We start from the raw sequence: 13,286 nt of genomic DNA on the forward strand, positions 1-13,286 counted from the left end.
CATACCGATGCTTCGGTAAGGCGTCATTTCGTTATTCGGTCCTGGTCCTCGCTGTGAGCAAGCGCGCGCTCACAGCGAGGACGGGGCCGTCAGCCCCCGGCGCCGGCGCCGGCGCCGGAGAGCGCGTTCGTTCCGCCGGTCGGCTGGGTGGTCGGCTGCGTCGTCGGTGCCGTGGTCGGCCCGGTGGTCGGCGTCGGCCCGGTGGTCGGCCGAACGGTCGGCCGGGTGGTGGGCTGCGTCGTCGGCTGCGTGGTCGGGGGAGCGGTCGGCCCGGTGGCCGCCCCGCCGCTACCCGAGTCCGAGCCCGAGCCCGAGCCCGAGCCCGAGCCGGAACCGGAGCCGTTGCCGCCCGACGGGTTCCCGCCGGAGTTGCCGCTCGGCGGGGTGCCGGTACCGGCGCTCGGTGTGGCGGCGCCGGTCGACGGGGCGGTGGCCGGCGTGCTCGGCGCGGTGGGCAGATCGGTCGCGTCCGCGGAGTCGTCGCCGTCCGCCGGGGTCGCGAAGTCGCTCACCGGCTGGCCCTTGAGCGCCGCCTTCATGTAGCTGGTCCAGATCTGCGCCGGGTACTGGCCGCCCGCCGCACCGTCGATCCCGCCGACACCGCTCAGGCTGACCTGGGCGCCGGAGCCCGGGTCCTGGCCGAACAGCGCCACCGAGGTGACCAGCTCGGGGGTGTAGCCGACGAACCAGACGGACTTCTGGTCGTCGGTGGTGCCGGTCTTGCCCGCCGTCGGCCGGCCCAGCGCCTTCGCGCGCCAGCCGGTGCCGCCCGGGTCGCTCACCACGCCCTGGAGCATCGAGGTGACCCGGTCGGCGGTGTCCGCGCTGATCGCCTGGGTGGTCTTGTGCGCGGGCAGGGGCACGTCCTCGCCGCCGCGGTCCACCGACTGCACCAGCCACGGGGTGATCTGCTTGCCGCCGTTGTCCAGCGTGGCGTACACGCCGGCCATGTCGAGCACGCTCGGGGTGGCCGCGCCCAGCGGGATGGACGGCACCGGGTCCAGGCCCGGGGTGTTGCCGGGCAGGCCCAGCGCGACGCCGGTGTCCTTGACCTTCTGCAGCCCGGTGTCCTGCGCGAGCTGGGCGAAGGCCGAGTTGACCGACCAGTCGGTGGCCTGCTGCAGGCTGATCTGGCCGTAGCTCTTGTCGCCCTCGTTTGGCGGCGCGTACGGGGTGCCCGTGCCGCCGCGGACCTTGCGGCCGCTGGTGCCGTCGTAGATCGTGCGCGGGGTGACGGTGCGGCCGTCCTGGGTCTTGGCGTTGTTCTCGAAGGCGGCGGCCAGGGCGATCGCCTTGAAGGTCGAGCCGGCCTGGTAGTCGCGCCGGGTCGCGTTGTCCACGTAGTGCTTCACGTAGTCGACGCCGCCGTACAGGGCGACGACCGCGCCGGTCTTCGGGTCCACCGAGACGGCGCCCGCCTGGGCGGCCGCGTCCTTCTTCCGCTTGTCCGGGTTCAGGGTGTCGTGCAGCTGCGCCTGGACCGCGTTCTGCATCGCCTGCTGGCGGTTCGGGTCGATGCTCAGCTTGATGGTGTAGCCGCCCTTGGCCAGCTCGGTCTCGCTGATGACCCCGTTCGAGGTGAGGTACTGGGTGGCCGAGTCCACCAGGTAGCCGGACTGGCCGGACAGGCCCGGGTTGGGCTGCGGGTCCTTGACGTCGGGGAAGGTGGTCTTGGCCCGCTCGTCGGCGGAGAGCCAGCCCTCCTTGACCATGCCGTCCATGACGTAGTTCCAGCGGTTGACGGCGTTCTGCTTGCCCGCCGCGGTCGCGGTGGCCACGTCGTAGGCGCTCGGTGCGTTCAGCAGGGTGGCCAGGTAGGCGCCCTGGGCCGGGTTGAGCGCGGAGGCGTCGATGCCGAAGTACGCCTGGGCGGCGGCCTGGATGCCGTACGCGCCGCGGCCGTAGTAGGAGGTGTTCAGGTAGCCGGAGAGCACGTCCTCCTTGCTCTCGGTGGCGTCCACCTTGATCGCTATGAAGAGTTCCTTCACCTTGCGGGTGATCGACTGCTTCTGGCTCAGGTACGTGTTCTTCACGTACTGCTGGGTGATGGTGGAGCCGCCCTGGGTGCCCTCGCCGGTGGCGGTGTTGAGGGCGGCCCGGACCAGGCCCTGCACGTTGACCGCGCCCTCGTTGTAGAAGTTGCGGTCCTCGGCGGCCAGCGCGGCGTGCTGGGCGGCGGGGGAGACCTTGTCCAGGCCGACGTTCTGCCGGTTGGTCTGGCCGGTGCGGGTGATCACCGAGCCGTCCGAGTAGAGCCAGGTGTTGCTCTGCGCGGTCGCGGCGGCGTGCGCGTTGGGGACCTTCACCAGCGCGACCCCCAGCACGAACAGGCCGACGCCGAGCAGCAGGGCCGAGGCGAGACCGAGCAGGGTCATCCGCCAGGTGGGTATCAGCCGGCGCCAGCCGGTGCGCTTGGGCCGACGCGGCTTCTTGCCGCCCGCCGTGCCGCCGGGCGTACCGGCGGAGCGCTTGAACCGCTTGGCCGGCCGGAGGTTGATCGACGGCGTGCGTCGGCCGCCCAGGGTGTTCTCAGACAAAGCGCGGCCTTCCTGCGGGCGGACCGGGCCAGCCTGCACAGACGGGGACATCGGCGGTTGGGGACCTTTGTCCCGATTCCGGTTTACTGCCCAGGACGAGCCGCGCGGGCCGAATGGCTCCGCCGGAACGGCAATCGAGACCGACATCACACGCAAAACGGACGTCGGGGGCCAAAAAATCGGGGAGCCCCTCGCTGCTGCGAGAGGCTCCCCGGTGTCTGTGCGCCGCCAGGGACTCGAACCCCGGACCCGCTGATTAAGAGTCAGCTGCTCTAACCAACTGAGCTAGCGGCGCCTGCTGACCTGGAAAACAATACACGGTTCCGAGAGGTGCCTCGAACCACCCCGGTTCCGCCCCGCCCCACCGGGCCGCCAGGGTGTCCGTTTCCTCCTGGTTGGGGTGGAGTTCGCTGCCGGTTAAGGTGGAACGGTGCCCAGCCCCCAGCCAGGACGCCTCCAGCCGGGACACCGCTTCCTGCGCGTCGACGGCGTCCCGCTGCACGTCCGCGCCGAGGGCAGCGGTCCGGTCTGCCTGCTCACCGGCGGCCTCGGCAGCAGCTGGTTCGACTGGGACCTCGTCGTCCCGTTCCTCGCCCCCTATCGCACCGTGGTCCGCTTCGACCGGCCCGGATACGGGCTGAGCGCCGCCGAGCCCGCCACCGGGCGGCCCGCCCCGACGACGGCCGGCGAGGCGGGGCGGATCCTGGCGGTACTGGACGGCCTCGGGCTGGTCGGCCCCTGCACCCTGGTCGGCCACTCGCTCGCGGGCTTCCACGTGGAGGCCTTCGCCCGGCTGCACCCCGAGCGGGCCGCCGGGCTGGTGCTGGTCGACGGCAGCGTCAAGCAGGCGGCCCGGCCGCACCCGGCCCCCGTCGCGCGCGACCTGGCGGCCCGGGCGGTGGCGGGCGCCGCACGGGCTGTCGCGGTGCCGTACCTGTTCGGCCCGGCCGCCCGCCGGGCGACCGCCCGGCTGTCCACCGTCCGCCGCGAGGACCTCGCCCCGGCGCCGCTGGCCCGGCACTGCTACCGCACCGGCCGAGCCCTGCGCGCGCTGCTCCGGGAGAGCGGGCGCTACCTCGACATGGCCGCCGAGCTGGACGAACTGCGGCGCTCCCGGCCGTTGCCCGAGGATCTGCCGATCACCGTGCTGGCCGCCGACGACGGCTGTCGCAGCCGTCGCACCGGGAACCGGCTGGCCGAGCAGCGGGAGCTCGCGGCCCTGCTCGGGGCCGACTACCGCACCACCGCCCCGGCCGGTCACCTGGTGATGTTCGACCGCCCGGACGCGGTGGCCTCCGCCGTCCTCGAAACGAGCTGAGGCCCCGGAGCGGGCCCGGGCGGTAGCCGTCGACCGCTCATCGCCGCCCTCCGCATCGGCGCAGAGCGGCAGCGGTTCCCCGGCCGGCAGGCGGGTGTCGGAGGAAGTCGCGGCGGCGAAGGTCCACCCATCCCGGAAACGCCTCAGGCCGCCCACCGGAGTGGACGGCCTGAGACCTTGCCATGTGCGCCGCCAGGGACTCGAACCCCGGACCCGCTGATTAAGAGTCAGCTGCTCTAACCAACTGAGCTAGCGGCGCTTGCTGACGTGGAAGACAGTACACGCCGCCGACCCGATCCGACGAATCGTATTGGGCCGAACACTCACCGTGATCAGCGCTGGGGGTCCTCCGGGAAGTGGCAGGCCGCCCGGTGGTCCGCGCCCGCCCGGTCGCCGTCCAGTGTCGGCCGGTCCCGCTCGCACCGGGCCCGGGCCGTCTCCGGGAGCCGGGCGTAGAGCGGGCAGCGGGTGCGGAAGGGGCAGCCGGTGCGGCGCTCGGTGGGGGAGGGCGGGTCCCCGGCGAGCAGGATGCGGTCGCGGGCGCGCTCGGCGGCGGGGTCGGGCAGCGGGACGGCCGAGAGCAGCGCCCGGGTGTACGGGTGGCGGGGTCGGTCGAAGACGGCGGAGACCTCGCCCTGCTCGACCGTCCGTCCGAGGTACATCACGCTGACCCGGTCGGCGAGGTGCCGGATCACCGAGAGGTCGTGCGAGACGAACAGGTAGGAGAGTCCCAGCTCGGCCTTGAGCGACTGCAGCAGGTTGAGCACCCCGGCCTGGATGGAGACGTCCAGGGCGGAGACCGGTTCGTCCAGCACCAGCAGCTTCGGTCGGACGGCGAGCGCCCGGGCGATCGAGACGCGCTGGCGCTGCCCGCCGGAGAACTCGTGCGGGTAGCGGACCGCGTGGTCCGGGTCGAGGCCGACCTGGCGCAGCAGTTCGGGCACCCGGCGGGCGATCTCCTCGCGCGGGGTGTGCTGGGCGCGCAGCGGCTCGGCGACGATGTCGCCGATCGGCATCCGGGGGTCGAGGCTGGCCATCGGGTCCTGGAAGACGATCTGCAGCTCGGCCCGGAGCCGGTGGGCCTCGGACCGGGTGAGCCGGGCGGTGTCGCGGCCGAGCAGTTCGATCCGGCCGGTCTCGGGGGCGCCGAGCTTCAGCAGTTCGAACAGGGTGGTGGACTTGCCGGAGCCGGACTCCCCGACCAGGCCGAGGGTCTCGCCCTCCCGCAGGTCCAGGTCGACGCCGTCCACCGCGTAGACCTCGCCGACCTTGCGCTTGAACACCGTGCCCTTGAGGAGCGGGAACGTCTTGCCGAGCCCGCTCACCGACAGCACCGGCGTCCGCGAGGAGCGGTCCCCGGCGACGGTCGTGGCCGGCAGCTCGGGCACCGGGTAGACCTCGTCGGGCGCGGGCCGCCGCTCGGCCAGTTCCGCCGACCGCACACAGGCGGCCGCATGCCCGCCGTCCCCGCCCAGGCCCCCGTCCAGGCCCCTGTCCGGAGTTCCTTCCAGCGGAGGCTCCGCCGTCGAGCAGCGCTCCTCGGCCAGCGGGCAGCGCGCGGCGAACGGGCAGCCGGGCGGCAGTTCGGCCATCGGCGCCGGGGTGCCCGGGATCGGCACCAGCGCGCCGCCGCGCCCGTCCAGCCGGGGCAGCGCGCCGATCAGGCCGAGCGTGTACGGGTGTCGAGGTGCGGCGAACAGCGCGTCCACCCCGGCGGTTTCGACCACCCGGCCCGCGTACATCACCGCGATCCGGTCGGCCGTCCCGGCGATCACCCCGAGGTCGTGGCTGACCAGGACCAGCGACGCGCCGGTCTCCCGCTGCGCGGTGCGCAGCACGTCCAGCACCTGGGCCTGGATGGTGACGTCCAGCGCGGTGGTGGGCTCGTCGGCGAGCAGGATGTCGGGCTGGTTGGCGACCGCCATGGCGATCATCGCGCGCTGGCGCATGCCGCCGGAGAACTCGTGCGGGAAGCTGTCCAGGGCCCGGTCGGGCGCCGGAATGCCGACCAGGTCGAGGAGTTCGGCGGCCCGGCGGCGGGCAGTGGCCTTGTCGACCTTCTGGTGGACGCGGACCGCCTCGGCGATCTGGTCGCCGATCCGGTAGACCGGGGTGAAGGCGGACAGCGGGTCCTGGAACACCATGGCGACCCGTCGGCCGCGGATCGCGGCGAGCTCCTTCCCGGGCAGCCCGACCAGCTCCCGGCCGTCGAGGCGCACCGAGCCGCTGACCCGCGCCGTACCCGGCAGCAGTCCCAGCACGGACAGCGCGGTGACGGACTTTCCGGAGCCGGACTCGCCGACGATGCCGAGCGTCTCGCCGCGCCGCAGGGTGAGGTCCACCCCGCGTACGGCGGGCACCGGGCCGTGCGGCCCGGCGAAGTCCACCCGCAGGTCCCGGACGGCGAGCAGCGGGGTCTCGACAACAGTGGTCACGAGCTCTTCCTCTGCGAACGATCGGGCTGACCGGAGCGGCCGAAACGGCTTGAACGACGTGAACGACGTGAACGGCCGGAGCGACCTGAGCGACCTGAGCGGCGGCCCGCCGCCCCGGAGGTGGGGTCGAGGGCGTCGCGCAGCCCGTCCCCGACCAGGTTGACGGCGAGCACGAACAGCACCAGCAGCCCGGCCGCGAAGTAGAACATCCAGGGGAACACCGGCGCCTCGGTGGTCCCGGCGGCGAGCAGGGTGCCGAGCGAGACGTCCGGCGGCCGGACGCCGAAGCCGAAGTAGGAGAGCGCGGTCTCGCTCATCACCGCGCCGCCGACCGCGATGGTGGCGTCGATGATGAGGAAGGAGGCGACGTTCGGCAGGATGTGCCGGCTGATGATCCGCAGTGGCCGGACGCCCATGAACCGTGCGGCGCGGACGAATTCGCGCTCGCGCAGGGAGAGGGTCATCGAGCGGACCACCCGGGCGGTGATCATCCAGTTGAACAGGGCGAGCAGCAGCACGAAGGCGATCCAGCCGCTGCTGCGCAGCCGGGGCGAGACGATGGTGATGATCAGGAAGCTGGGGAAGACCAGCAGCAGGTCCACCAGGAACATCAGCGCCCGGTCGGTCCAGCCGCCGAAGTAGCCCGCGCAGGCGCCGACCAGCGAGGCCAGCACGGTGGAGAAGAGCGCCACCAGCAGGCCGATGATCAGCGACTTCTGCAGCCCCCGGACGGTCTGCGCGAACACGTCCTGGCCGACCCCGTTGGTGCCGAACCAGTGCTCACCGGAGGGTGGTTGGTGCAGCGCGGTGAAGTCCGGGGCGGCGTAGTCCCAGGGCGTCAGGTAGGGCCCGCCGAAGGCGAGCGCGAACAGCAGCAGGATCAGGACGGTTCCGACCACGGCGCCGCGGGCGGCGAGCACCCGGGTGAGGACGAGCCGGCCGCGTCCGGTGGCCCGGGGCCGCCCGGCAGGCGGAGCGGAGGGGCCGGAGCCGGTGGGCTCGGCGGGCTCGGGGGACTCCGCGGAGTCGGCGGAATCAGCAGCGACGACGGTCATTTCACGTCACCTCCGGTCATGACCGCACGCGCGGGTCGAGGGCGGCGTGCAGGGTGTCGGCCAGGAAGCCGGAGGCGAGCACGACGATGGCGGTGAACAGGTTGATCGCCACCACCGAGTTGACGTCCTGTTCGTTGATCGACTGGATCAGCCACTCGCCCATGCCGTGCCAGCCGAAGATCGTCTCGGTGAAGATCGCGCCGGTGAAGATGCCCAGGAAGCTGTAGGCGAACATCGTCGACATCGGGATCACGGCGGTGCGCAGCCCGTGCTTGAGCAGGGCCCGGCGGCGGGTGAGGCCCTTGGCCTCGGCGGTGCGCAGGTAGTCGGAGCCGAGCACGTCGAGCATGGTGCCGCGCTGGTAGCGGCTGTAGGTGGCGAGGCCGCCGAGGGCGAGCGAGACCGTGGGCAGCAGCAGGTGCAGCGCCCAGTCGGCGAGGTGGGCGCCGAGGCCGCCGGCCAGCCCGGGGGTCTCGTAGCCGGTGAACGGGATGACCTCGTGGCCGGCCGCGTCCTTGGCGGCGATCGCGCCGTTCTTGAGGAACAGCGCGACCAGGAAGACCGGGGTGGAGAGCAGCACGAAGGAGAGCACGGTGAGCAGCCGGTCGGAGATCCGGTACTGACGCACGGCGCTCCACGCCCCGGCGGCGACGCCGAGGACCGCGCCGAGCAGGCTGCCGAGCAGCAGCAGCCGCAGCGACACCCAGACCCGGCGGCTGAAGTCGTCGGTGACCGGGGTGTCGTGGATGGTCCGGCCGAGGTCGCCGTGGAGCAGGCCGCCGGCCCAGTGCCCGAATCGCTCGACCACCGGGGTGTGGTCGTTCAGGTTGAGCGCGGTGAGCTGGCGCTCGACCGATTCGGCGGACGGGCGGGGGACTTTGGCGTCGAAGTAGGTGCGCGGCTGCAGGGCGCTCGCGGAGATCGCGTACGCCAGGAAGACGGCGGCGATCAGCAGCGCCGCGTAGTAGCTCAGTCGCTTCGCCAGGTAGCGGAGCATCAACGGCTGCCCGGGGTGGGGGCGGGGCCGACGCGTCTGGTGGGCATCGGGTGGTGGCCTTCGGTCGGGGCCCGGTCAGGGCGTCAGTCGGCAAGGGCGGCACGGCAGTTGGCGAAGTCCCAGGTCAGAGTGAAACATCCGGGGACGGCGGGGGTGTTGCGACTGCGTTGCCCCCGGTGACTTTTGGATCAGGTGTGCGTTCCTCCCCCTGGTGGCGGATCCGGTCCGCTGTTACGTTCCTCTGGCTCGGTGCCGGATTGAGTGCCCACGCTCAAGCCCAGTCATGCCTACTGCGCCCCAACTCCCGCTTCGCAGACCTCGTCAGCAGACCTCATCAGGGGGACCCTCATGGACGCTTCCAGCGCGACCCGCCGCTTCGGCCGGGTGACCGTCCTCGCCGCCGCCGTGGCGCTCGCGGTCACCGCGTGCACCTCGGGCGGGAGCGGCTCGGCCGATAACGTGGCCAAGAGCGAGCCGCCGAGGCAGGACTCCCAGGACATCAACGCCAAGTCCTCGGACCAGGTCAAGGACGGGGGCGAGGTGCGCTTCCAGTTGGACCAGTGGATCACCCAGTGGAACCCGCTCCAGGTGGACGGCGGCACCTACACCGACACGGTGAACCTGATCCGCGCCGTGGAGCCGTCGCTGTTCGGGACCGACGCCTCCGGCACCTTCCAGCCGAACCCGGACTACCTGGTGGAGGCCAAGGTCACCTCGACCTCGCCGCAGGTGATCACGTACAGGCTGAACCCCAAGGCCAAGTGGTCGGACGGCAAGCCGCTCGGCTACCTGGACTTCAAGGCGGACTGGCAGACCAGCAACGGCAAGGACCCGGCGTACAACATCAACGACCCGTCCGGCTACGAGCTGATCTCCGCGGTCGAACAGGGCGCCGACCCGACCGAGGTGAAGGTCACCTTCGCGCAGCCGTACGCGGACTGGCAGAACCTGTTCCGCCCGCTGATCCCGGCCGCGGGCATATCCACGCCGGACGACTTCAACAAGGGCTGGGTGGAGAAGATCCCGATCACCGCAGGTCCGCTCAAGGTCGGCGTGGCGGACAAGACCGCCCAGACCCTCAGCCTGGTCCCGGACCCCGCCTGGTGGGGGACCAAGGCCAAGTTGGACAAGATCACCTTCCGGGTGATGGACAAGTCGGCGAGCATCCAGGCCTACCTCAACAACGAGATCGACCTCGCCTCGGCCGGCACCGCCACCGCGTACGGGCAGCTCAAGAACGCCAAGGACACCGTGATCCGGGCCGCCAGCCCGTGGGACGAGGTGCACATCTCCTTCGGCGGCAACGGTGCGCTGGCGGATCAGAAGGTCCGCCAGGCGCTCGGCAAGGCGCTCGACCGCTCGGCGCTGATCAAGATCGCCAACAACGGGGTGCCGGTGGAGTTCAAGCCGCTCGGCAACCACATCATCATGCCCAACCAGTCCGGCTACCAGGACAACTCGGGGGACTGGGCCAAGTTCGACCTTGCCGCCGCCAAGAAGTTGCTGGACGAGGCGGGTTGGAAGGAGTCCGGCAGCGGGCCGCGCACCAAGGACGGCCAGTCGCTGGAGCTCCACTGGGTGCTCAGCGACGGCACTCCGCAGGCGCAGCTCGACCTCGCCACCGCGGCGGCGGCGATGTGGCAGGCGGCCGGGGTCAAGGTCGACCTGGACAAGGTGCCCGCCAACGACTTCTTCGCCAAGTACGTGACCCCGGGCAAGTTCGACCTCGCGGTCTGGCGCAACACCGACTCCTTCCCGAACTCCAAGAGCCTGGCCAACTTCCGCCTGCCCGTGGGCGACAACTCCTTCCAGAACCCGTCGCGCCTGGGCAGCCAGGAGATCGACGACCTGCTGAAGAAGGCGGCCGGAACGGTCGACCCGGTGGAGGCCGCGAAGCTCTACAACCAGGCGGACACGAAGATCTGGGAGCTCGGCCACACCGTCGAGCTCTACCAGCGGCCGGTCGTGGTGGCGGCGCGCAAGGGACTCGCCAACTACGGCGCCTTCGGCCTCGGCTGGGAGGACTACAGCAAGGTCGGCTGGGAGAAGTGACCGGGGCCGCCGGGGCGGCGAGGGCGACCGCGCGGCGGGCGCTGGCGAGCAGCGCGGTGATCACGAGGCCGGTGGTGCGGACACGGGCGGGTCGGCTGTGCCGCCCCCGCTGTCCTGCCACCCGCCTTGACCTTCCGCGTTGCCCGCAGACCGCCCGTGTCGTGGGGCCCCGCAGGGCCCGCGATCGCTTCCAACCGGGGACGAATCTAGCGGGGCGTCGCGACCGGTGGAGGCGCAGCGCGCGGGGCGCGCCCGGAAACCCGGCGCGCTGTCACCCGGTTCGCGCACCGAGTCGTCAACTGCGACTGACAGCAAGGAGAAAAGGGGTATACAGGGCATCGTGCCCGGGTTTGAACGGGGTCGCCGAACCGGCGCGCGCACCCGCGTGCGCGCCGCGCCGGTGCGTGCACCGGGCCCGGGCCGCTGCCAGGATGCGCGGGACGGCGGGCCCTCCGGTCCGCTCCAGACTCCGTCCCGATCCCCGGAGCAGCACGGATGGCCAGTGATCCCGCCGGCGCGGCACCCCGCCCGCACCATGTCGACCCGCCGCCGGTGCGCCGGATGGTTCCGCGCGACCGCGACGAGCCGCACCGGGTCGCCACCCCGCTGGAACTCTTCTTCGACCTCTGCTTCGTGGTCGCGGTCGGTCAGGCCGGGCGCGAGCTCGCCCACTCCCTGGCGGCCGGGCACTACGGGGAGGGCCTGCGCGGCTACGCGATCGCTTTTTTCGCCGTTTGGTGGGCCTGGATGAACTTCACCTGGTTCGCCTCCGCGTACGACTGCGACGACGTGCCGTACCGGATCACCACACTGGTGCAGATCGCCGGGGTGCTGATCCTGGCCGCCGGGGTGCCGCGGCTGTTCGCCACCCAGGACCTGGCGCTGGCGATCGCCGGGTACGTGGTGATGCGGCTGGCGATGGTCACCCAGTGGCTGCGCGCGGCGGCCGGTGAGCAGGGCCCGGCGCGGCGGGTCGCGCTGCGGTACGCGCTGGGGATCACGCTCTGTCAGGTCGGCTGGGTGGTGATGCTGCTACTGCCGGACGCCGCCAGGCCGGTGGTCATCCCGCTCGGCGTACTGTGCGAGCTGGCCGTGCCGGTGGTCGCCGAACTGCGGATGCGGACCGCCTGGCACCCGCACCACATCACCGAGCGGTACGGGCTGTTCACCCTGATCGTGCTCGGCGAGACGGTCGCCGCGGCGACGGTGGCGGTGCAGTCCGCGGTGGACGAGTACGAGGAGCTGAGCCGACTGGTGCCGGTGGCGATCGGCGGCCTGCTGATCTGCTTCTCCGCCTGGTGGATCTACTTCGCCCGGCCCGTCCACGAGCACCTGCGCTCCAACCGGCAGTCCTTCGCCTGGGGTTACGGGCACTACCTGGTGTTCGGTGCGGCGGCGGCGATCGGTGCCGGGCTGGAGGTCGCGGTGGAGTCGGCCGTGCACAAGGCGGAGATCTCCGACACGGCCGCCACCGCGACGGTCACCGTCCCGACCGCGGTCTACCTGGTCACGGTCTGGTACCTGCACTCCCGGCACACCAAGCGCGGCCCGGTCGCGCAGGCGCCGGCACCGGCCGGGGCCGTGCTGGTGTCGGCCTGCACGGCGTTCGGCGGCTCCGGGGTGCTGGCGGCGGGGCTGGTCTGCGCGTTGATGGTCACGGTGGGCGTGCTGATCCACAGCCGGGAGAGCCGGGCCTGAACCCGCTCAGGAGACGCCCTGGGTCCGCCCCAGCAGCACCGGTTCGTGTCGCGCCAACCAGGCCAGGTAGGCCGGGTTGACCTTGGCCAGATCCAGGTAGGCGGCGCGCAGTTCGCCGTACAGCGCGTCCAGGGCGGGCGGGCTGAGCGCGCGCCGGCGCCAGGTGAACAGCAGCCGGACGGCCAGCGGATCCCCGTGCACCGGGCGGACCACGGTGCCGGGCCCGGGCAGTGAGGTCGGCTGGCAGGGGCGGACGGCCTCGCCGGAGGCGACCAGCTCGGCGGCGGTGGCGTTGTCCCGTACCTGCACCACCCGGGGATTCACCCCGGCTTCGCTGAACACCCGGCGCATCGCCGCGTACTCGTGGTCGGCGGTCGGGTCCACCATCCAGGTGTCCTCGGCGAGGTCGGCCAGGTGGACGACCGGACGGGCGGCGGCCGGGTGGCCGGCGGCGAGCGCGACGAACTGCGGCTCCCGGGCCATCAGCACCCGGTGCTCGGCGTCCGGCGGCACCCGCAGCGGGAAGCCCTCGCTCTCGTGGACGAAGGCCACGTCCAGCTGGTCGGCGGCGACCATCCGCAGCAGCGCGCTGGCGGAGTCGACGTGGATGGTGGTGTCGGTGTCCGGCAGCCGCTCGTGCACCCGGCGCAGCCAGGCCGCGACCGCCCGGCTGCCGACGCTGCCGATGCGCAGCCGCCGCTGCCGGCCGGGCCCGGCGGCGTCCCGGGCCTCCTGGCGGGCGGCGGCCACCAGCGCGGCCATCTCGCTGATCACCGGCCGGGCCCGGGACAGCACCGAGTGGCCGAGCGGGGTGGGCCGGCTGCCGGTCTGTTCGCGGGTGAACAGGGTTCCGCCGATGGCTCGTTCGATGCGGTGCAGCTGGGTGGTGAGGGAGGGCTGGGTCATGCCGAGTTGGAGCGCGGCCTTGCGGAGGCTGCCGGTGTCGGCAATCGCGCACAGCACCCGGAGGTGTCTCACGTCGAGCTCCACGACGGGAGCATAGACGTCGCCGCACCGACTCGCCAAGGACATGACATGGAATCAAAGGCGCGCCGGGCGAACGCATGACCGACCCCCGCCGGTATGCGGCCGGGCTATCCAGGGCTCGGTCATGATTCTCGACCTATTCGGCCAAGTAGCTGACTGACCATGGCCGTTGGGGTGATGGTCAGTCCATGGACCTACAGGCCATGC

General features: G+C 72.2%; 8 protein-coding genes and 2 tRNA genes. 3 read left to right on the forward strand and 7 right to left on the reverse strand.

Translation table 11 applies throughout. The annotated features are described in order from the left end of the window. Positions 1–89: 89 nt before the first annotated feature. The gene (locus ABZW30_RS17325) at positions 90–2,537 is read right to left on the reverse strand and encodes a transglycosylase domain-containing protein (protein WP_355671936.1); all 2,448 of its coding nucleotides are present in this window, start codon (positions 2,535–2,537) and stop codon (positions 90–92) included. Between the two features lie 221 nt (positions 2,538–2,758). Further along, a tRNA-Lys gene (locus ABZW30_RS17330) sits at positions 2,759–2,832 on the reverse strand. 135 nt (positions 2,833–2,967) lie between these two features. Here ABZW30_RS17330 and ABZW30_RS17335 point away from each other — a divergent pair. Further along, positions 2,968–3,855 (forward strand): alpha/beta hydrolase, encoded by an 888-nt coding sequence (locus ABZW30_RS17335; protein WP_355671937.1) that lies wholly within the window; start codon positions 2,968–2,970, stop codon positions 3,853–3,855. Positions 3,856–4,040: 185 nt separating this feature from the next. Here ABZW30_RS17335 and ABZW30_RS17340 read toward each other — a convergent pair. The 4 genes from ABZW30_RS17340 to ABZW30_RS17355 all read right to left on the reverse strand — a co-directional run bounded on the left by ABZW30_RS17340 (position 4,041) and on the right by ABZW30_RS17355 (position 8,342). Continuing rightward, a tRNA-Lys gene (locus tag ABZW30_RS17340) sits at positions 4,041–4,114 on the reverse strand. A gap of 73 nt (positions 4,115–4,187) precedes the next feature. Next, positions 4,188–6,290, reverse strand: a complete 2,103-nt coding sequence (locus ABZW30_RS17345) for an ABC transporter ATP-binding protein (RefSeq protein WP_355671938.1) — start codon at positions 6,288–6,290, stop codon at positions 4,188–4,190. Then, positions 6,287–7,345 (reverse strand): ABC transporter permease, encoded by a 1,059-nt coding sequence (locus tag ABZW30_RS17350; protein WP_355671939.1) that lies wholly within the window; start codon positions 7,343–7,345, stop codon positions 6,287–6,289. The genes ABZW30_RS17345 and ABZW30_RS17350 overlap by 4 nt, the downstream gene beginning before the upstream one ends. Before the next feature lie 16 nt (positions 7,346–7,361). Next, positions 7,362–8,342 (reverse strand): ABC transporter permease, encoded by a 981-nt coding sequence (locus ABZW30_RS17355; RefSeq protein ID WP_355671940.1) that lies wholly within the window; start codon positions 8,340–8,342, stop codon positions 7,362–7,364. 348 nt (positions 8,343–8,690) lie between these two features. Between ABZW30_RS17355 and ABZW30_RS17360 the strand changes: the two genes are divergently transcribed. Both ABZW30_RS17360 and ABZW30_RS17365 read left to right on the forward strand, forming a co-directional pair. Continuing rightward, a complete protein-coding gene (locus tag ABZW30_RS17360; RefSeq protein ID WP_355671941.1) occupies positions 8,691–10,394 on the forward strand; it encodes an ABC transporter family substrate-binding protein in 1,704 nt (567 codons plus the stop codon). A gap of 495 nt (positions 10,395–10,889) precedes the next feature. Further along, positions 10,890–12,092, forward strand: coding sequence for a low temperature requirement protein A (locus tag ABZW30_RS17365; protein WP_355671942.1), 1,203 nt, complete (start codon positions 10,890–10,892; stop codon positions 12,090–12,092). 6 nt (positions 12,093–12,098) lie between these two features. Here the strand turns inward: ABZW30_RS17365 and ABZW30_RS17370 are convergent, their stop codons facing one another. Then, positions 12,099–13,082, reverse strand: coding sequence for a LysR family transcriptional regulator (locus tag ABZW30_RS17370; protein WP_355671943.1), 984 nt, complete (start codon positions 13,080–13,082; stop codon positions 12,099–12,101). Positions 13,083–13,286: the final 204 nt, after the last annotated feature.

The sequence above is a fragment of the Kitasatospora sp. NPDC004669 genome (assembly GCF_040609455.1).
Classification (GTDB): Bacteria; Actinomycetota; Actinomycetes; order Streptomycetales; family Streptomycetaceae; genus Kitasatospora.

What these genes read in the sequence shown, in the direction of transcription:
- ABZW30_RS17350 (WP_355671939.1), bottom strand. Translation starts at nt 7,345, where the DNA reads ATGACCGTCGTCGCTGCTGATTCCGCCGACTCCGCGGAGTCCCCCGAG.
- ABZW30_RS17355 (WP_355671940.1), bottom strand. Translation starts at nt 8,342, where the DNA reads ATGCTCCGCTACCTGGCGAAGCGACTGAGCTACTACGCGGCGCTGCTG.
- ABZW30_RS17360 (WP_355671941.1), top strand. Translation starts at nt 8,691, where the DNA reads ATGGACGCTTCCAGCGCGACCCGCCGCTTCGGCCGGGTGACCGTCCTC.
- ABZW30_RS17365 (WP_355671942.1), top strand. Translation starts at nt 10,890, where the DNA reads ATGGCCAGTGATCCCGCCGGCGCGGCACCCCGCCCGCACCATGTCGAC.